Origin of the sequence: Vibrio sp. SCSIO 43133 (assembly GCF_023716845.1) — a bacterium.
GTDB classification, from domain to species: domain Bacteria; phylum Pseudomonadota; class Gammaproteobacteria; order Enterobacterales; family Vibrionaceae; genus Vibrio; species Vibrio mediterranei.
In genome coordinates, this window is sequence record NZ_CP068024.1 from 2,355,098 (window position 1) to 2,374,752 (window position 19,655).

General features: G+C 44.7%; 17 protein-coding genes. 10 read left to right on the top strand and 7 right to left on the bottom strand.

The annotated features are described in order from the left end of the window. The first annotated feature begins 94 nt into the window (after positions 1-94). The 10 genes from JKJ11_RS11150 to JKJ11_RS11195 all read left to right on the top strand — a co-directional run bounded on the left by JKJ11_RS11150 (position 95) and on the right by JKJ11_RS11195 (position 11,967). Positions 95-1,582, top strand: a complete 1,488-nt coding sequence (locus JKJ11_RS11150; RefSeq protein ID WP_006074405.1) for a sigma-54-dependent transcriptional regulator — start codon at positions 95-97, stop codon at positions 1,580-1,582. Then, positions 1,572-2,633 (top strand): glycosyltransferase family 4 protein, encoded by a 1,062-nt coding sequence (locus tag JKJ11_RS11155; RefSeq protein ID WP_198558038.1) that lies wholly within the window; start codon positions 1,572-1,574, stop codon positions 2,631-2,633. The genes JKJ11_RS11150 and JKJ11_RS11155 overlap by 11 nt, the downstream gene beginning before the upstream one ends. A gap of 201 nt (positions 2,634-2,834) precedes the next feature. After that, a complete protein-coding gene (locus tag JKJ11_RS11160; RefSeq protein WP_252038178.1) occupies positions 2,835-3,971 on the top strand; it encodes a glycosyltransferase in 1,137 nt (378 codons plus the stop codon). Between the two features lie 60 nt (positions 3,972-4,031). Further along, on the top strand, positions 4,032-5,420 hold the full coding sequence (locus JKJ11_RS11165) for an O-antigen ligase family protein (RefSeq protein WP_031493834.1): 1,389 nt from the start codon (positions 4,032-4,034) through the stop codon (positions 5,418-5,420). 105 nt (positions 5,421-5,525) lie between these two features. Next, positions 5,526-6,260 carry an acyltransferase gene (locus JKJ11_RS11170; protein WP_198558040.1) on the top strand — a complete coding sequence of 245 codons (735 nt, stop codon included), beginning with the start codon at positions 5,526-5,528 and terminating at the stop codon, positions 6,258-6,260. Between the two features lie 37 nt (positions 6,261-6,297). Beyond that, positions 6,298-7,419 carry a glycosyltransferase family protein gene (locus JKJ11_RS11175; protein WP_252038179.1) on the top strand — a complete coding sequence of 374 codons (1,122 nt, stop codon included), beginning with the start codon at positions 6,298-6,300 and terminating at the stop codon, positions 7,417-7,419. Beyond that, positions 7,416-8,846 (top strand): GumC family protein, encoded by a 1,431-nt coding sequence (locus JKJ11_RS11180; RefSeq protein ID WP_252038180.1) that lies wholly within the window; start codon positions 7,416-7,418, stop codon positions 8,844-8,846. Before JKJ11_RS11175 ends, JKJ11_RS11180 begins: the two co-directional genes overlap by 4 nt. A 132-nt stretch (positions 8,847-8,978) precedes the next feature. Then, entirely contained in the window at positions 8,979-10,094 is a 1,116-nt protein-coding gene (locus JKJ11_RS11185; protein ID WP_252038181.1) for a glycosyltransferase, read from the top strand. Positions 10,095-10,133: 39 nt separating this feature from the next. Then, a complete protein-coding gene (locus JKJ11_RS11190; RefSeq protein WP_236109442.1) occupies positions 10,134-11,321 on the top strand; it encodes a glycosyltransferase family 2 protein in 1,188 nt (395 codons plus the stop codon). Between the two features lie 10 nt (positions 11,322-11,331). After that, positions 11,332-11,967: a sugar transferase gene (locus JKJ11_RS11195; RefSeq protein WP_198558044.1), complete on the top strand. Its 636-nt coding sequence runs from the start codon at positions 11,332-11,334 to the stop codon at positions 11,965-11,967. A 23-nt stretch (positions 11,968-11,990) separates the two neighbouring features. Here JKJ11_RS11195 and arnF read toward each other — a convergent pair whose 3' ends face one another. The 7 genes from arnF to arnB all read right to left on the bottom strand — a co-directional run bounded on the left by arnF (position 11,991) and on the right by arnB (position 19,588). Next, positions 11,991-12,416: a 4-amino-4-deoxy-L-arabinose-phosphoundecaprenol flippase subunit ArnF gene (arnF, locus tag JKJ11_RS11200; RefSeq protein WP_124939967.1), complete on the bottom strand. Its 426-nt coding sequence runs from the start codon at positions 12,414-12,416 to the stop codon at positions 11,991-11,993. After that, positions 12,416-12,763 (bottom strand): DMT family transporter, encoded by a 348-nt coding sequence (locus JKJ11_RS11205; protein WP_124939968.1) that lies wholly within the window; start codon positions 12,761-12,763, stop codon positions 12,416-12,418. The genes arnF and JKJ11_RS11205 overlap by 1 nt, the downstream gene beginning before the upstream one ends. Beyond that, positions 12,763-14,415, bottom strand: coding sequence for a lipid IV(A) 4-amino-4-deoxy-L-arabinosyltransferase (arnT, locus tag JKJ11_RS11210; RefSeq protein ID WP_124939969.1), 1,653 nt, complete (start codon positions 14,413-14,415; stop codon positions 12,763-12,765). The genes JKJ11_RS11205 and arnT overlap by 1 nt, the downstream gene beginning before the upstream one ends. Before the next feature lie 89 nt (positions 14,416-14,504). Further along, positions 14,505-15,419 (bottom strand): 4-deoxy-4-formamido-L-arabinose-phosphoundecaprenol deformylase, encoded by a 915-nt coding sequence (gene arnD / locus JKJ11_RS11215; RefSeq protein WP_006074392.1) that lies wholly within the window; start codon positions 15,417-15,419, stop codon positions 14,505-14,507. Further along, positions 15,419-17,401 carry a bifunctional UDP-4-amino-4-deoxy-L-arabinose formyltransferase/UDP-glucuronic acid oxidase ArnA gene (gene arnA, locus JKJ11_RS11220; protein ID WP_252038182.1) on the bottom strand — a complete coding sequence of 661 codons (1,983 nt, stop codon included), beginning with the start codon at positions 17,399-17,401 and terminating at the stop codon, positions 15,419-15,421. Before arnA ends, arnD begins: the two co-directional genes overlap by 1 nt. A 24-nt stretch (positions 17,402-17,425) precedes the next feature. Next, on the bottom strand, positions 17,426-18,424 hold the full coding sequence (arnC, locus tag JKJ11_RS11225; protein ID WP_006074390.1) for an undecaprenyl-phosphate 4-deoxy-4-formamido-L-arabinose transferase: 999 nt from the start codon (positions 18,422-18,424) through the stop codon (positions 17,426-17,428). Positions 18,425-18,427: 3 nt separating this feature from the next. Next, a complete protein-coding gene (gene arnB, locus JKJ11_RS11230; protein WP_252038184.1) occupies positions 18,428-19,588 on the bottom strand; it encodes a UDP-4-amino-4-deoxy-L-arabinose aminotransferase in 1,161 nt (386 codons plus the stop codon). Positions 19,589-19,655: the final 67 nt, after the last annotated feature.

Sequence of the window (19,655 nt, forward strand, 5' to 3'; positions counted from 1 at the left end):
CTTTATATTCAGCGCGTTAGACAGTAATTTACTAAAAATCGTCGTTATTTGTACTATCCTTTAATCAGCAGTGATATTAAACAAGGAAGTAAATATGACACCGAAAGTGCTCCTTATTGAAGACTCTTCTTCACTCGCAGTACTTTATAAACAGTTTTTGCAGAACGAGCCCTACGAATTATTGCATGTGGCTACCGGCGCGGAAGCAAAGCGTCTGTTAGAACGAACCTTGCCTTCATTGATAATCCTAGATCTGCAATTGCCCGATATGCAGGGAGACGAGATCCTTGAATGGATGGAAGAAAAAAACCTGCAGATTCCGGTTATCGTCGCTACCGCACATGGCAGTGTAGATACTGCCGTCAAGCTTATTCAAAAAGGCGCGAAAGACTTCCTTGAAAAACCAATTCGAGCTGACCGCTTAAAAACGTCCGTCAACATTCATCTAAAGCAAGTTCAATTGGAAACTATGCTCGATGATATTCAACAGCAGATGGAACGTGAACGATTTCATGATTTTATTGGCGCCAGTATTCCCATGCAAGGTGTATACAAAATTATCGATGCAGTAGCGGATACCAACGCCAGCGTGTTTATTATTGGTGAAAGTGGCACCGGTAAAGAGGTTTGCGCCAACGCCATTCACAACGAAAGCGAACGTCGAGAGCAGCCTTTTATTGCCATAAACTGTGGCGCTATTCCTAAAGATTTAATGGAAAGCGAAGTTTTTGGACATGTCAAAGGCGCATTTACAGGGGCGACAACGGATCGTAAGGGCGCTGCGTCACTTGCACACGGCGGTACTTTGTTCCTGGACGAATTGTGCGAAATGGACTTAGAAATGCAGAAGAAACTTCTGCGCTTTTTGCAAACTGGCACGTTTACACCATTAGGTGCAACCAAAGAACAAAAAGTAGATGTTCGCATTATTTGCGCGACGAACCGTGACCCATTAGCTGAAGTAAAAGAAGGTCGTTTCCGTGAAGACCTTTATTATCGCGTACATGTAGTTCCAATTCATATGCCGCCACTGCGTGAGCGAGACCGTGACATCGTCACTCTGGCAGAACACTTCTTGAAAGGTTACGCGAAGCAAGATAAACGCCGTTTTGAATCTATTTCCAAAGAAGCACAGCGTTATCTCAAACGATATGACTGGCCTGGGAACGTTCGACAGTTGCAAAACGTAATACGTAACATTGTGGTTCTTAACGATGACAAATCTTTGGGCGTTAATCATCTGCCCGCCGAAATGGTCCAAACAAGACCAGCAACAGTTGTTCGTCCTAGCACTCCACAAAGTCTTCTCTCAGTGGTACAACATCCAACGCCAGAAAACACCGTTGACCACAATATGGTAGAGACGGTCCAAATGGCCGCCGTGCAACCTCAGCCTGACAGCGATACTGAGCCTAGAACACCTAACATTCGTCCTATGTGGCAGGTTGAGCGAGAAACCATACAGCAGGCTATCGATTTTTGTGATGGCAATGTGCTCAATGCGGCCGTGCTTCTAGAGTTAAGCCCATCCACTGTCTACCGAAAAAAACAAGCTTGGGAGGCAGAAGACAGTGCCTCGTAGCAAGCGGGTTTGGCTACTGTTAGACAGTAGTACTTTTGGCGGTATAGAGACGCACGTCCTTGAGCTAGCAAAAGGCTTGATTGCCTTTAAGCAAAACGTAAAAGTTGTATTTTTAACGTCGCATAAACCTACGCCGCCACTCATTGCGCAGCTTCAAACCGCTAATATTGATACCACTATATTGGATGTCGACTATCCGCAACACTCTATTTGGCTGAGGCTAAACAAAGCCATTGACAAAGCGGCTTCGCAAAACCAAAAACCCACTGTTATTCATGCACATGGCTACAAAGCGAACATACTACTTCGCTTATCTCGCCTTTGCGGCGCGACATCTGCAATTAACATAGTATCGACTTTTCATGCTGGTGAAACACCGATCGGAAAAGTTCGCTGGTACGACGCTGTAGATCGAGTCAGTGCCATAGTCAGTCATAAGCGGATTTGTGTAAGTCGCGCGATCCAAGGGAAAGTTCCTTATTCTAGTGTACTGGTCAATAACTTTGTCCCACAAACTGAGTTTCTTGAATCCACAAATCAAAACGTAGCGTTCGTAGGGCGATTAAGTCCAGAAAAAGGCCCAGACACTTTTCTAGATATCGCAAATCGGTTTCCTCGCAATGCCTTTCATGTTTATGGCTCTGGTGATATGGAGCTAGAGTTAAAACAACACAATTCACCTAACGTCACTTTCCATGGCCACCAAAAAGAGATGGCCCGTGTATGGCCTGACATCGATGTATTACTCATCACCTCGAAGTATGAAGGGCTGCCCATGGCTGCGTTAGAGGCGATGTCTCGTGGCATTCCACTTATTAGCTTTAAACTGGGCGAACTGCCTAGCATGATAGACTCGGGGATCAATGGATGGATCGTTGACAGTAACCAGGAGATGTATGACGCGCTAAAGCACTGGTTTTCACTCTCCCCCGCTGAAAAAGCGCAAGTAAAGCTTAACGCGCAACAAACGATAGAACAGAACTACTCCACCAAAGTCATCATTCCCCAAGTACTCTCCATTTATGGTTTTGGCGATGCCGTAACCCAGTAACACCTATCATTAAGCTGTCATTGTGATTCCTATATTGAGAATTCCATTATCAAGTACAACCGCACCTGAAGAGTTTTATCCTTAACTATTTGTAATATAAAGAGTTAGTAACGTGGCATCTTACTTGCTCTAAACATATCTATTACGCAAATTGATGGGCTATCCCTCGAGATAGTTATTCATCTCAATCAGGCCTTAGATATGACCAAACAATGCCAAAAACATATTGTAGTCTTCGATGCTTATTCCACTAAAGACAACGATACTTTAGCGTTGCACTCTTTGCTGCGTCAGCTCGGTAATGAAAGTGTGCAGATAAGCGTCTTAGCCGCGAAAGCCAGTCATTGGACACGACTGAAAGACTACGAAATCCCGTTGCAGATATACTCACTCCCTTTCCCTATTGACTCTAAAAAGCGGTTATCAATTACTGATTGGTTCAAAAGCTTCTGCCAGCTTTGTTACTGTCTCTACTTCTTAACAACACTCCCAAAGGTGCATGTGATGCTATCGTTTTCTCAGCCTCAAATGGCCCTCCCAGTCTACTGGTTGAGAGTGTGTTGGGGCTATGCGCTCGTTCACTTGGTTTATTCAAAACTCTATGACTCTGCCACAAACCTGTGGTGCCTAACAAAAGCGACGAAAGTTTTCTACCTAGCTGGTACTGAAGAATTAAACAGGCATCTGCTACAACAAAACAACACGTTGAAAGATGAAAACTGGCAAAGCTTCCAAAGTGGTATCACAATCGCTGATTGGCCAACCGTAAGAAAAACCGCAGACTCGAGAATTTTCTGGGCAGGAGACCTTAATCAATATCATATCGAGCACCTCTTAACTGCGGTGGCACAAGTTCCTCGGCCTATTGACGGAGACATCTGTTACTACTCTCAATCATTACTGAAATCAGCTGATAAAAGCACCTCTATCCCCCGCCCAATTAAAGGGCTACATTGGTATCAGGGCTGTCGAAATATCGATGAAATAAGACAGCAATGCAGTATTTTTGTATCAACTGCGCCTGATGAATCGGCTAACCTGTTAATTTTAGAAGCGATGGCTGCGGGCATGTGCCCTATCATTCCGAGGGACAATGGATATTGGGGTCGAGTGTTATCAGACGGTTACAGCTGTCTGAAATATAATGGCAATGAACCCAGTTCTCTCGCAAAAGTTCTCCACCATTGTTACAAAGACCCCTTCTCAAGGGATGCAATTGCCGTCGAAGCGATGAAGGTTGCTCAGTGTTACGATGCTGAGAAGAGTTATCGCCCAATCACTACTTACATACTCGCTACATGCAATTCCATTCTTGAGTTGGAGCTTAGTCATGACTAGCGTCGATGCGCAAGATTCCAATTGGAATGGGCTAGATGTCGTTGTAAGCAAGGTATGGCGATGAATACCGCCACTCCTTCTTCTAACCACTCTAAACATACACTACTGAGTGTTACGTTGTGCGCTCTGGTAGGCCTTATATGGGCATTGGTACCCCACCCTATTGTGGGTCTGGCTATCGGACTAATTCCAATCGCTATATTGGTTGTTTTGAGTCAGACCTTTTGGTTGGTAACGCTATTTATCGTATTTTCTTTTTTCCGAATTCATGAAGTTTTTCCCGCACTCTATCCATTGAAAATTCCGTTAATGCTCTCGGCTGCCGCCCTGTCCGCGTTACTTTGGCATACCTTAATTAGTGGAAAAATACAGCTTTACTGGCATCCGGTTTACCGATGGCTGTTTATATTTTGGGGGATTGTCATTGTAGGAGTCGTGTTTGCAGCGAATAGAAGCGTTGCCATCGCGATGTTTAGTGGCACTTACGTCAAAATAATTATCATGACATTGGCCGTGTCATGGTTGATTACCTCTCCCAAAGAGCTATCACGTTTTTCATTTCTGATTGTTATTTCGGGGCTTGTTGTAGGTTGTGTTGCACTCTATAACTCCGCTAATGGTATTGGTTTAGTCGAAGGCTCAAGGGTCACTATTGGTCGAAGTTTCGGCTCTATGCTTGGCGACCCAAATGATCTTGCCTTAGTGCTGCTGTTTCCTCTTGCATTTACTGTCGCCACTATGACGACGAAAGGAATCGGGTGGTCATTTCGAGCCCTGTCGCTCCTAACTTCTGCGGTTCTGTTTTTTGCAATTGTCGCAACTCAAAGCCGAGGAGGATTGTTAGGGTCACTTGCGGTGCTGGGGTTCTACGCTTGGCGCATCATTCCATCAAAGACTCTGTTTGCCTTTTTAGGTGTTATCGGTGCTCTTGCGCTCTACTCATTAGCTGGCATATCCGGACGAGCCTCTGGAGGAGCTGCGGAAGAAGGCATTGATGAATCTGCAATGGGCAGGATCTATGCGTGGGAAGCTGCCTATAAAATGGCACTAGACAACCCTGTCTTAGGTGTTGGACTGGATAACTTTTACTATAACTATTTCTTCTACAGTCCTCATTGGGATGGATTAAACCACGCTGTTCACAGTACTTGGTTTGGTGTGTTAGCCGAGACTGGCTTTATTGGGCTTATTGTTTTCTTACTTTTCATTTATCAGCTTTTGAAGTGTGCTAGGCAAACGCTCACTTTCATAGATGGTAGAGCGGATATCCCACCTTATCTGCGCTCAATGGCACTGGCGGTATACAGTGGCCTTATAGGCACCTTTGTATCCGGTACTTTTCTCACTCAAGGCTTCGTATGGCCGATTTATATTCTCGCTGCACTGACCATCGCAGTGTCACAAATTGCTTCGCAATTTGAGAAGTGCGAAAGCCCAGAACATAAGTAGCCGATAACCCTTTGATTAATATAACTATAATTATTGGCGCATTTCTTGATACCCCTTCTAGTATCCTAAAATCTACGACTCAGAATAATGAGAAGGAATGTCAAAATGAATACTACTTCGTCATTCGATTTCAAAAATTGGCTTCGGTCTCATCCAAATCCCAAAATGAGAAACCTTTTTGTCATTTTGAAAAGAGCGCGTGCGACAGGCATTCCCACGCCATCGTTTTATAACAAAGCGCTCTATGCGTTATTAACTATTTTGCGAAATGGAATCGAAACACTATCTCGACTACTTGTATACACGCCTGCATTTAAAGGGCGCGTATCGAAATGTGGTCACTCACTCTATCTTTACAGCGGATTGCCACTTGTCACTGGTCCCCTGAAAATTGCATTAGGTAATGACTGCCGAGTGTCAGGACACACCACTTTTAGCGCTCGAACTACACCTCACCCTAACCCTGCAATACATCCAGAACTTATCGTCGGTAGCAATGTTGATATAGGTTGGCAGGTCACTATCGCTGTTGCCGAAAAAGTTGAAATTCAAGACAACGTGAGAATCGCGGGACGTTGTCAATTATTTGGTTACTCAGGACATCCGCTCAATGCACGCCAAAGAGCAGAAGGTGCACCCGATGAAGATCATCGCATTGGAAGCATTGTCCTAGAGCAAGACGTTTGGCTAGCGACAGGAGTAACCGTGCAAACTGGCGTGACAATTGGACAGGGAACCATCGTCGCTGCAGGTAGCGTCGTGACTAACGATTTACCCGCCAATGTTATCGCCGCTGGATGCCCTGCGAAAGTCGTTAGACATATCGATCAGACGATATAGCGTTAATTGACCGTTACTGAATAACAAGGATTATGTTATGAGAGATTTGATTGTATTCGGAGAAGACTATGGTGCCTTGCCTTCTAGCACTCAGCATCTCGTCAAGCGCCTTGCCAGTCAGCGGAAAGTACTCTGGATAAATTCCATTGGTTTACGTCAACCCAAGTTTACTAAACACGATGCGGCCCGAGCACTAAACAAGCTACTCCGACGTGATAAGTCCAAACAACTGAAACTCGAATCCGAGCCAGTACCAAAGACTATTACTATTGTAAACCTGATGACGATTCCAGCGCCTCGTTCAACATGGTCTAGAAAGCTGGCAGCAGCCTTGATGGAGTCACAGTTGGTTCCCGTTATTAAAAGACTAAAACTCAACAATCCCATTATTTGGAGTTCATTACCCACCGCTGCTGACGTCTGCCAACGATTAGGTAATCTACCTATTGTCTACTACTGCGGTGACGATTTTGGAGCGCTCGCAGGAGTTGATCATGACACGGTATTGCAGCATGAACGTCATCTGGTTCAAGAGGCTGATATGGTCATTACGGCAAGCGAAAAGCTTCTGAGAAAATTCCCGGAAAGGAAAACTCGCTTGCTAACTCATGGTGTGGATTGTCAGCGCTTCTCCCAGCCTACCAAGCGCGCCAATGACTTACCAAACAGAGGACGTCCAATTGCTGGCTTCTATGGCAGTCTTTCTAGTTGGCTAGATTATGATCTCCTTAATCAGGTGATAAGTGCCATGCCGCATTGGGATTTCGTATTTATTGGTCAACTCGAACTAGAACAGTTTCCAATTGTACAGGCCGACAACGTCTTTTATCTAGGACCCAAGCCTCATGCGCAACTCGCATGTTACAGCCAGCACTGGACCGTCAGTTTGCTGCCATTCGTCTTAAACACACAAATTAGTGCGTGCAACCCTCTTAAGCTGAAAGAGTATTTAGCCGCAAGAAGACCGGTTATTACTACCGAATTTCCGGCACTTAAGCCCTACCGTGAACATGTCATCGTGATTCAAAATGTTGACGAAATGATAAAAGCGCTTGAGTCAGCGGCAAAGCAATCGACTAAGCTTCCTGAAGGTCTAGTCGACAGCGAGAGCTGGGAACAAAGAACTCAAGTACTAGAGCGCTATTTGGAGGCCTTATGAGTGAGCTAAAGCTGAGGCTTTTAGCTATCTTAACGGCAGCCTGGAGGCGTCGTTATGCGATAGCAATGCCAATCTTGATCATGCCGTTTGTCGCTTATGCTATCGGCGTCTTGACTCCTCTGAAATATAAATCGCATACCAGCATGCTGATTCAAGAAACCGCCAAAATGAATCCGTTCCTTGAAGATATTGCCGTCTCGACCATGCTCAAAGATCGTCTGTCAGCACTTAAAACTCTCCTCAACAGCCGACACGTGCTGTTGTCAGTTGCAAGTGACCTAAGCCTTATTAATGACTCCATGACCGCAACTCAAAAAGATCAAATTATCGCTGAGCTTTCTGCCAACCTAACCGTTACTCAATTAGGCAAAGACTTCATAAAAATTGAACACTCCTCATCCTCACCAGAGGGCATGAAGGCGCTGCTAGAATCAGTAAGTGTTCACTTTGTCGAAGAACTTTTGGCACCTGAACGCTCATCGATCAGGGATTCCAGTGAATTTCTGACTATCCATATTAAGAAACGCAAACAAGAGCTAGAAAACGCCGAACAAGCGTTAGCCGATTATTACAACCAACACTCTTCAGCGACACCTGAAATGCAAAATGAGAATCTGAGCCGACTAGCCTCGCTTAAGCAAACTTTGGCGGAAAAACAAGCTGAGCTATCTGGCGTAGAACAAAGCCTAGGCTCGCTTGATCAGCAACTCTCCAAAACCAACCCGATAGTCGGCAAATTGGAAGAACAGATCATTGAAACTCGAAGCGCGTTAACCTTACTTAAAGCAAAATACACTGATACCCACAGTGCCGTGCAGGCCAAACTTAGAGAACTTAGTAGGCTAGAGAAAGAGCGCAACCAATTACTTCAGTCTGAGCAACCCGAACTCAACAGCGACCAACTGTGGGATATTGCCAGTGTGACTTCAGTTAGCGATGTAGGCGATATTCAGCCACTTCTAATTACGCAGCTTCACAGCCTCCAACTTGTTCGAGGTCGGTACGAATCACTCAAGCAAGAAACTAATAGCTTGCAGTCTATGATTGATGAGCTCACCGTCAACGCCCAAAGTTACGGTAGTAATGCCAAACAATTATTGAAGCTACAACGTGATGTCAGTCTTAAAAGACAACTCTACGATGAACTAGTGGAACGTTACGAAATGGCACAATTGACCGGTTCATTAGGTGTGTTTGAGCAAAATAAACGAGTCAAAATCATCGATCTCCCTTATACACCCAGTTCACCAACGAATTTCACGCCAACCGTATTTGCGGCTGTTGGTGTTATCGCTGGACTTGTTCTGGGCATAGGTATGGCAATTGTTCTTGAGCTCTTTGATACAACTATACGCCGTAGGGATCAACTCACTCAAATATCCGGTGTGCCTTTGATTACTGCGATTCCTAAGATTGCCGCCGAATGATATTCAGAATGAATGTCATATCGGGAAAGCCATATGTTTTGAGCTTAACTACATGTTTTTATTTACTTATTAACTTGGCACAACCCGTGCAACGTTAGATTAACAATGCAACGCCTATGCAAGGAGCAAATTATGGCAAGCTCACCCCTTATTCCAAAACACAACTCTGGTAGCACATACAAGGTCGTACACGTTGTTCAACACCTCGCTCCTGGAGGACTTGAAACAATGGTTCTTGAACTGCTTAAGCAAGCGAAAGAAGATGAAAGAGTATTCATCATCAGTTTGGAAGGGGAGCTTGAACAAGCAATTAAACACTGGCCACAACTTATCAAATATCGCTCACATCTATTCTTTCTCGGCAAAAAGCCCGGTTCACAAATTACTCTGCTTCGAGTGATGTATCGACTACTTAAGGTACTAAAGCCTCAAGTTGTCCACACTCATCATATTGGCCCTCTAATCTATGGTGGCATTGCAGCAAGACTCAACCGAGTCCCAGCACGAATTCATACCGAGCACGATATGTGGCACTTAACCGATGCAAAACGTCAAAAGGTAGAAAATCTCGCACTCAAGGTGGTTAACCCAATCTTAGTGGCTGATGCGCAAAAAGTTCAGCAGCAGCTTTCTCAGCTATTCCCTTATACCACGCCGACTGTAATTAAAAATGGAGTGGACTGTAACCGATTCGTACCTGCGAATCAGGCTGGAGCAAGGCGTATCCTTGGTTTGCCAGCCAAAGTTACCCTCATTGGCACCGCTGGTCGTTTAGAACCTGTTAAAGCACAAGCGACTTTGATCAAATCCGTTGCACGACTTTCGAACGATATCCACCTCGCTATTGCAGGTATAGGTTCCCTTGAGCAAAAGCTCAAAGACCTTGCCAAAGCTTTGAAAGTTGAGGACAGGGTTCACTTTCTTGGATTAGTAAACGATATGCCTTCGTTTTACCAATCGCTTGATCTGTTCTGTCTCCCTTCAGTGTGTGAGGGATTTCCACTTTCGCCGCTTGAAGCACAAGCGTGCAACATTCCAGTTGTGGTTACGGATGTTGGTGCGGCAAAGGAAACTCTATGCCCTTTATCTGGTGTGACAACGAAATCGAATCGAGTGTTTTCATTGGTGCAAGCTTTAGAGAACGCATTAAAAACACGTCACCTATTCTGTCCACGAGACTTTGTCGTCGAGAATAATGATGTACGTTCAATGAGCGAAGCCTATCGAAATCTTGTGTTCAAGGCTTAACTCTTGGCTAGTCAAGATTAATTATAGAAAGGACATAATATGGAAGTAGTATTGATTGGAATATTCATTCTAAGCGCATTTTTCATAGTGTATCACCATGCTGGATATCCAGTGATTCTCCGCTGGTGGGCTAATCGACATCCAATAATCACAAGTGGTGCAATACCAAGAGGCTATCGTTGCGTTCGTAGAGATCGTGTACTACCGACGGTTACCATTATCATACCTGCCTATAATGAAGAGCAGTGGATAGCGGATAAAGTCAGAAATTGCGCATCGTTAGACTATCCAAGAGATAAGCTGAAAATTGTGATTATTGATGACGGCAGTGAAGACAGCACTCTCAATATCGCTGAGTCAACAATACAAGAGGCCATATGCGCGGATACCCATTTTGAAATTATCAATCAGCAAGATAATACCGGGAAAGTTGCGATCCTTAACCGATACATTCCGAAAGTCGACAGTGATATTACTTGCATTTCAGATGTTTCAGCAATTATCTCCGTAGATGCCCTTCTAATTGCCAGTGAGTTCTTCAAAGATCAGAACATCGGTGTCGTAAACTCAACCTATCAGCTGCTTCATGCCGGTCAAACCGGAGAGTCAGACTACTGGCAATACCAAAACAACATCAAATATCGTGAATCCACTATGGGGTCTACGATTGGTGCACATGGAGCGCTGTATTTCATACGTACACCGCTATTTGAATTGTTACCGGACAATACAATCAACGATGATTTCATCATTCCGATGAGGATTGTTCGCCATCACTATCAAGCCGCATACGCACCTAATATGAATGCCATCGAGCAAGAACCCACTGAATCAGTCCAAGACTTTCGGCGACGATTACGTATCTCAGCGGGCAACATGCAGCAGGTAATCATGTTGTTTGATCTATTCTCGCCGCAATATGGCCGGACTGCATTTACCTTTTTCTCGGGCAAAGGACTACGCCTATTTACACCATACTTAATGATTACATGCTTGATTTCGTCACTTTGGTTGGCGCAAACAAACGCTATCTTCTTGGTACTGTTTTATTCGCAGGTAGCCGTTTACGTTATTGCCGCAATAGCGAACTACTGCCCACCTCTTCAAAAGCTGCGACTCATTCGTTTAATTACATACTTAATCGTTGGCCATACTGCTAACTTGATTGGTGGGCTTCGTTACTTATTTGGACTTGAAAATGGAAAATGGCAGCGTCTCGCGCGCTAGGAGGATAATTATGACTAACTATGAAAGACGCTCAATTCACTTCTCAAAACGAATTTTCGATATTGTAGGTGCTAGTGTTGGCATGATCATCCTTGCAATCACTTTTATACCTGTAGCGCTAGCAATTAAATTTACCTCGAGAGGACCCATATTTTATAAGCAGCTCAGAGTAGGGAAATGGACTCCTGAGAGAATGGATTTCATTTATGTACTCAAGTATCGTTCAATGTATGTGGATGCCGAATCCCATTCAGGCGCAACATGGGCGACAGAAGACGATCCGCGAATCACACCTGTAGGCCGCTTTCTTCGCAAAACCCGACTTGATGAACTCCCGCAGTTTATTAATGTACTCAAAGGCGATATGTCGCTCATAGGGCCAAGACCAGAACGCCCTGACTTCTATAACAAGCTTGAGAATGACATTCCATTCTTTGTAGAACGAACTTACGACGTCCTGCCCGGTATCACTGGACTAGCACAAGTTAATCAAGGTTATGATACGTGCATTGAAGATGTGAGAAGTAAGGTTGGTTACGACCATAGTTATGCCTTGTCATTGTCATCATTTAAGACGTGGCTGTCCACTGACATTCATATTGTCTTTAGAACTCTAAAAATCATGGTTGATGGACGCGGCAGGTAAGTTTGAGACAAAAACAGTCCAGCCTATTGGCTGGACTTTTTCGCGGTAAAGATAAAAGTCAGCCCAAGGAGGATAAAACCGATTCCGGACAACTTCACCCAACTAAATGTCTCATTGAGCCACGGTAAAGTCACTGCTAGCAAGTAGACAATCACATAGCTCAAACTAAGCAAAGGATATGCAACCCCAAGGGGTAAGTGCTTTAAAGCCATTACCCAACACGCCATAGACAGTGCATAGCATCCTAAGCCGATGCCAACACCAAATAAAGCTGACCACACATGTACTAGCAGCTCAAGCAATTGATCTTGTTCAAATAAAACAACAATGCTATCCCATTGCGATGCAATCCCTCCCATTCCCCATTTCATAGAGAGCTGAGCAGTAGATATTAGCAGGACACTCACTAGTGCAATTGGCAAGCCGGCTTTAAGATCTTTCGCTACCATCAACCAGCTCCTCCAATAATGCCAACGCCGATCATTATGCACATTACACCAAGCCATTGCTTGGGCAGAATGACTTCACCAAAGGCAAATTTAGAAACCAATAACATGATAACGAAATTAACGCTTAGTAACGGATAAGCAACTGATACATCCCACTGACTCAGTACACCCAACCAAGTTAAGGCACTGGTTCCCAAGAAGACAATTCCAAGAAGCATAGGAAAGCTCAATAGCTTCCCTACTGCGGACAGCTGCGGGTTTTCTTCAAAATACATAGCTGCTCGCTTTTGCCAATATTGGCTAAGCGAGCTTGCGACGACTGAAAGTACAAACAGCAGTACTGTCATTACTGGGCATCTTTTTGATTAAAGATCAGCGCATGATAACGGCCACGATCAACGTGATCATCTGGTTCAGGGAAACCTTCTGGCAACGGCGGTAGGTCTCTAAAGTGTAAGAGCACTGGACCCGTCAACTGTTTCTCTTTGATAAAGTCATCTAACTGATTCCACTCAATGAAGCGATGCTTCGAGTCCTCATATTTCAGACCGTAATCCACCTCCCCCATAGACTTGGTGAGATAGACATCGCTGCGCTTCAAGTACCAGTTTAGTGCTGACATTGTATCCGGATAGTCCGCAATAAGAACCATATCATCGGTGACTTTTGGTGCTAATTGCTCCATGAAACGTGCTGGCATTTTTGAGTCAATCGTCGTATTTGGAAGCACAGTGGAGAACAAGGCGAAAAGAGCCAAAGGCGATACCATATACGCAGCAAACTTGTGTTCGAACGCTTTGGCTTTCACTGCATAGAAAGCACAAGTAGCCCAAAATCCTAGTATGAACAACGCAATCCAAGGACGATAAGATTCAGACTCATCCAAAGGTAGCTTACCCATAAAGAACATCACCATTAGTGTAATAGCAACCGTTGCAAAGAATAAACCATTAATAATCGAACCTATTGTTAGGCCTTTCGCTTTGCTGTTATAGGCTTTGATAATGCCATGGGTCAATAGAATCGCAATTGGAGCCATGCAAGGTAAGATATACGTCGCCAGTTTTCCACTTGCATAGGAGAACAGCAAAAATGGCATTACCGCCCAGAGAATAGAGTAGCGAATAAGTGGCTTTGAAAACTCACCCTTTAACTGAACAAGAGCAGACGGAGCCCAAAATACCCAAGGTAGAGTTCCTAAGAATAGGAACGGTACATAATACCATATCGGCGCAGCGTGCTGCGCATCTTCAGCAGAGAAACGATGGATATGCTCTTCCCAGAAGAAGTAATTCCAATAATCTGGTTCAGCTGCATGTATAGCTAGAGACCATGGCAAACAAGTGATAAGCGCAACAAACATCACCCACCAGCCCCATCTTAATATCTCTAGGAACTGCTTTTGCATAATCATGTAAGGTATAACGACAATAACTGGTAACGCTAGCGCTAAAAAGCCTTTCGTCAAAACAGCACAACCACAGAAGAACCCTGCTAAGCCATAGTGTAACCATCGCTGTTTCGTAGAGGTCGCTTCCGTTGCAAAATAGAAGGCGGCATAACAAGCAGTAAGCCAGAATGCCAACATGCCATCGAGTACGCTATAAGTACCGATTGCTGCCACCATAAACATGCTAAGAAACACACCTGCGGTTAGCCAACCTTGACGGCGATCTGTCATTCTGCCAACGAGAGAAACTAAAAATAGTGCAGAACCAAACATAGCAAGTGCCGACGCAATTCTCACAGCAAAATTGGTGTCACCAAAAATAACTTGTGCAATGGCGTTAAACCAATAACCCATGATCGGCTTTTCGAAGTAACGTAAGTCGTTAAAGGTAGGAACTATCCAGTTACCGGAAGCCACCATCTCGCGAGAGATCTCTCCGTAGCGTAGCTCATCTGGTGACCACAGTGGGCGCAGATCAAGCGGTAGTATGTATAACGCAATAAAGAAAAGCGGTATCCACACCGCCCAGTTAATTCGTGATTGTTGCATTCTTCATCCAATTGAATAAAAGCCCATGACATCATGGGCTTATACTAGTTTCAAATCTACATGCAGCGACATTTAAGGCGTAAAAGCGACTACAATCCCATGCGTTCTACAAATGACGCTTGGTGTGTTAGCCACCCTTCTCGCCCTTCCATTTCGATGTTTTTTATTGCATCACTTGGAAGTGGCGATTCTGCCCCTTCAAGCAGATCTATCATGGGTACGAATTCTATATTCTGTTGCTTAGCTCTGACAATCAAATCTTCAAACATTTCAGCACAAACAATACCTTCTACTTCCGCGTGGATTGTATAAACATTCAAACCATCGCGCTTAATAAGCTTAAGAATAGCATCATTGTAGTTGCTGTTGTCGACACCATCTTGCCCGACAAGCTCATCATAGGTTGGCAAGGTCACTGGGATTTGAGGTGCCATTCCTTCACCTGGAGAAAAGATAGAATCGCCGCGACAATCGCTATTGTACTTAAATGGGAAAGCATCTTTCTCAATAAGCGTTTGATCAGTACAGCGCCAGCCAGCTACTGCACTACAAGGCAGATCTCTACCAGTAATATCCTTCAGCATGTTATAGCCTTTGGAAATCTCACTACGCAGCTCTTCCGGTGACATGGTATCGGTTTTCATCTGCCACTTGTGGTGGTCCCAAGCATGCAAACCAATTTCATGACCAGCTTTATCAGCCGCCTCAATAATTGGACGAAGTTTTTTGCCAATCACAGGACCTGGCCAGATAGTGCCACGAATTAAAATATCGTAACCGTAAAGACTAGCGGCCTTAGAGCGAAGCATCTTCTTCAGAAATGCGGGACGCAAAAGGCGCCATATATGGCGCCCCATGTTATCAGGTCCAACAGTAAAGAAGAATGAAGCCTTCACTCCGTGCTTCTCGAAAATTTCGAGTAGCTTAGGTACACCAAGTTTGGTGCCTCTAAAAGTGTCTACATCGATACGAAGACCGACTTTAGTGACTTCATTCTGTTCCATTACTTCTCTTCTGCTACTGCACCTTTAAGGAAGAAATCTAGAGTCTCTTCGATTGTGTCGTTCATGTGAACTTTTGGTTCCCAATCAAGCAGCTTCTTCGCGTTTGCGATGCTTGGTTTACGGTGTTGAACGTCTTGGTAGCCGTCACCGTAGAACGCTTTGCTTTCTACTAGGTTGTAGCCAGCAAATGGAGGGAACTGATCACGCAGTGGGTGGTTCTCAAACTTCTCAACCAATGTCTCAGCAAGCTCTTTGATGCTCGCTTCGTTTTTTGGTGCACCGATGTTGATGATTTGACCGTCACACAGACCTTCTTTGTTCTCGATGATGCGGAATAGCGCTTCAATCGCTTCAGAGATGTCAGTGAAACAACGCTTCTGTTCACCACCGTCGATAAGCTTGATCGGCGTACCTTCAACTAGGTTTAGGATAAGTTGAGTGATCGCGCGGCTAGAACCGATACGTGCAGAGTTCAAGCTATCTAGACGTGGGCCCATCCAGTTGAACGGACGGAATAGCGTGAACTTAAGGCCATCTTTCTTACCGTAAGCCCAGATAACACGGTCAAGTAGCTGCTTAGATACTGAGTAGATCCAACGCTGACGGTTAATAGGACCAACGATCAGTGGTGAAGTATCTTCGTTGAACTCAGGATCCGTCGACATACCGTAAACTTCAGAAGTCGATGGGAAGATAATGCGCTTGTTGTATTTCACACACGCACGAACGATCTTCAGGTTCTCTTCAAAGTCGAGTTCGAATACGCGAAGTGGGTTACGCGTGTATTCGATTGGTGTTGCGATAGCCACTAGCGGAAGAATGATGTCACACTTCTTAACGTGGTACTCGATCCACTCGTTGTGGATAGTGATATCACCTTCAACGAAGTGGAAATCTGGGTGGCTTAGGTGCTCTTCGATTTGATTCGAGTTCATGTCCATTGCATAAACTTCGTAACCACCGTCGTCTAGAAGACGCTTAGTTAGGTGAGTACCGATGAAGCCGTTAGCACCGAGGATAAGTACTTTTTGACGCTTCTTAGCGTTAATAAGTGCACTTGCTTGAGGACCAAAGCGCATGCCTTCAACAAGGTGAAGCTCAGCAGCTAGCTGCTCACCACCTAGGTATAGACCGTTTTCTGCTTCACCAGATTTAACAATCAGTGAACCTTGAGCACAAGCGATCGTTAATGGTGTAGTAGAAACGATAGTACCAGGAGTTACATCAAATGTTTTGTCGCTTGCTTCCGCGCTCCAAATAGTCAACTTACGCTCACCAAGGAAAGTGAATGCGCCTGGGAACGGTTCTGTTACCGCGCGAACTAGGTTAAATACGGTACGAGAATCGTTAGACCATTTAATCTCACCGTCAGCAGGAGTACGACGGCCAAAGTAAGTTGCTTTGCTTTCGTCCTGAGCCGTTGTTTTGAATGAACCATCTACGATAGTTGGAAGCACTTTGCTCAGTAGATCGCTAGATGCTGTGTTCATACGCTTATGAAGCGTTTCTGCCGTATCAGCGTCAGTGATAGCAATTTTTTCTTGACCAACGATATCGCCAGCATCCGCTTTCTGAACCATTTGGTGCAGCGTTACACCAGTTTCAGTTTCGCCGTTAACTAATGCCCAGTTGATTGGTGCACGACCGCGGTATGTTGGAAGCAAAGAACCATGTAGGTTGAAACCACCTTTAGGAGCGATATCTAGCACTTCTTGGCTGATCATATTGCGATAGTAGAAAGAGAACAGTGCATCTGGCTTCATCGCACGGATTTTCTCAACCCATAGTGGGTGGTTCACGTCTTCAGGTGCGTAAACTGGAATACCGTTCTTTGCTGCAAGTTTCGCTACAGAGTCAAAAAACACGTTCTCGTTGCTGTCATCAACATGAGTAAATACTGCTTCGATTTCTACACCCGCGTCTAGCAAGCTACGAATACCAGTACAACCGATATTGTGGTAGGCAAACACTACTACTTTCATGGAATATTCCTCTAAATACAAATCTTATTCTTTATTTTTTAATTCGTCGCTTTCACGTGCATTTTTAGTGGCTTCACCGACTAAAACATCTTGCACGTAAAAACGTGGGCGCGCTCTTACATCAGAGTAAATACGACCAATGTACTCACCAAGTAAGCCTAGACCCACAAACTGTGCACCAACAAATACAAATAGGATAGCAAACAAAGTAAACAGGCCATCACCTGCCCACTCAGAACCAAACATAATGCGCATCAACATAAGGATGACGCCAAACGCGATACCTGCCGCAGCGATACCACCACCAACAATGCTCAACAGGCGTAATGGCGCTGTTGTCATACTGGTGATCAAGTCAAACATTAGGCTAATAAGCTTCATAAAGCTATATTTCGACTCACCATCAGCACGCTCATCATGATGCACATCGATCTCAGTGGTGTGGCGAGAGAAGCCATTCGCTAGCACAGGAATAAACGTGCTGCGCTCGTGACACTCAAGCATTGCGTCAACAACATGTCGGCGGTACGCACGAAGCATACAACCATAATCATTCATCTCTACGCCAGTAGAACGTTTCACTAGCTTGTTGATAAGCTTTGATGGGTAACGACGAAGTGCACTATCTTGACGATTCTTACGAACTGTCCCCACAGAATCGAACCCTTCTTCAGCTTTTGCTACAAGGTTAGGGATTTCTTCTGGTGGATTCTGAAGGTCTGCATCAAGTGTGATGATCAAATCACCACGTACTTGCTCAAAGCCAGCCATAATAGCGTTATGTTGGCCATAGTTACGATTCAAGATAACGCCAACAACATGGCTCCCTTCTTTTGCTGATGCTTCTTCAATGATTTCCGCGCTGCGATCACGACTTCCATCGTCCACAAGAATGAGCTCGTAATCTTTACCTAGGCTATCACTCGCCTTGGTCGTACGGTCAATGAGTTCTTGTAGACAGTTTTCTTCGTTGTATACCGGAATAACGATAGAGACAAAGTTGATTGCTTGATTGTGTTTCATGGTTTACCCAATTATTTCTGAAACGGCGCTAACTACACGCTCGACATCATCCTGAGTCATATCAGGAAACAGCGGTAGTGAGCAGATTTGATTACTGTTACGTTCTGTATTCTGTAAATCAGGGTTAATCGCCCCGAACAATTCCGCGTAGTTTTCGCGGTAATATTTTTGAGTATGACAGGCTTTAAAGTGAATACCTGCTCCGATACCTTTTTCTTTTAGTGCGGCAATTAGGTCGTCGCGCGTAAGGCCTGCAACAGCAGGATCCACTCTAACGATCATTAGGTGCCAACAGTGTTTGTGCTCATGAGAAGCCAAACCTAGTGGCGTCACACCTTTGATAGACGCCAACTGACTGCGATAAGACAGCGCTACCTGCGTACGTTTTTCGGTGATTTCCGCAATTCGATCCATTTGTCCAAGCGCTAACACTGCACAGATATCAGGCATATTGTATTTGAAGCCAGGCTCCACGACTTCTGCTTGAGGCGCTCGTCCTTGAGTTTCACGATCAAAAGCATCAACGCCCAGACCATGGAATTTTAAACGACGCACTTTGTCAGCTAATTCAGCATCATGCGTGGTAAGTACACCACCTTCTGCCGTCGTCACGTTTTTGATTGCGTGAGTAGAGAATAGGCATGTACCACGATTGCCCACTGGCTTGCCTTTGTACTCGGTACCTAAAGCATGAGCCGCATCCTCAATCACAGGGATATTGTGCTTCTCACCTAACTGGTAAATAGGGTCAAGGTCAAGCGATGCCCCAGCATAATGCACCGGGATGATAAGCTTCGTCTTGCTAGTGATCAGTGATTCAATTTTCTCAGCATCCGTCATCAAGGTGTCAGCATCAACATCTACGAATACTGGTTTTGCTCCAACAAGCGTAATCATATTGACGGTAGAAACCCAAGTAAGTGATGGAGTGATAACTTCATCTCCAGGACCGATACCTAAAGCCAACAATACTAGATGCATACCTGCAGTTGCGCTACTAAGAGCAACTGCATGTGGAGCACCAGTGTGTTCAGACACTTTATTTTCTAACTCTGCATTTTTGGGACCCGTGGTGATCCACCCGGAACGAAGGACATCGACCACGGCTTGGATGTCTTGCTCATCTACAGCAGGTCTACATAAAGGGAGAAAAGGCTGGCTCATTTTTTAAACTCACAGTTAAATCGTGTACTCTGACACGAAGAAGGACAACAAAGTTTACTAGGGCGTT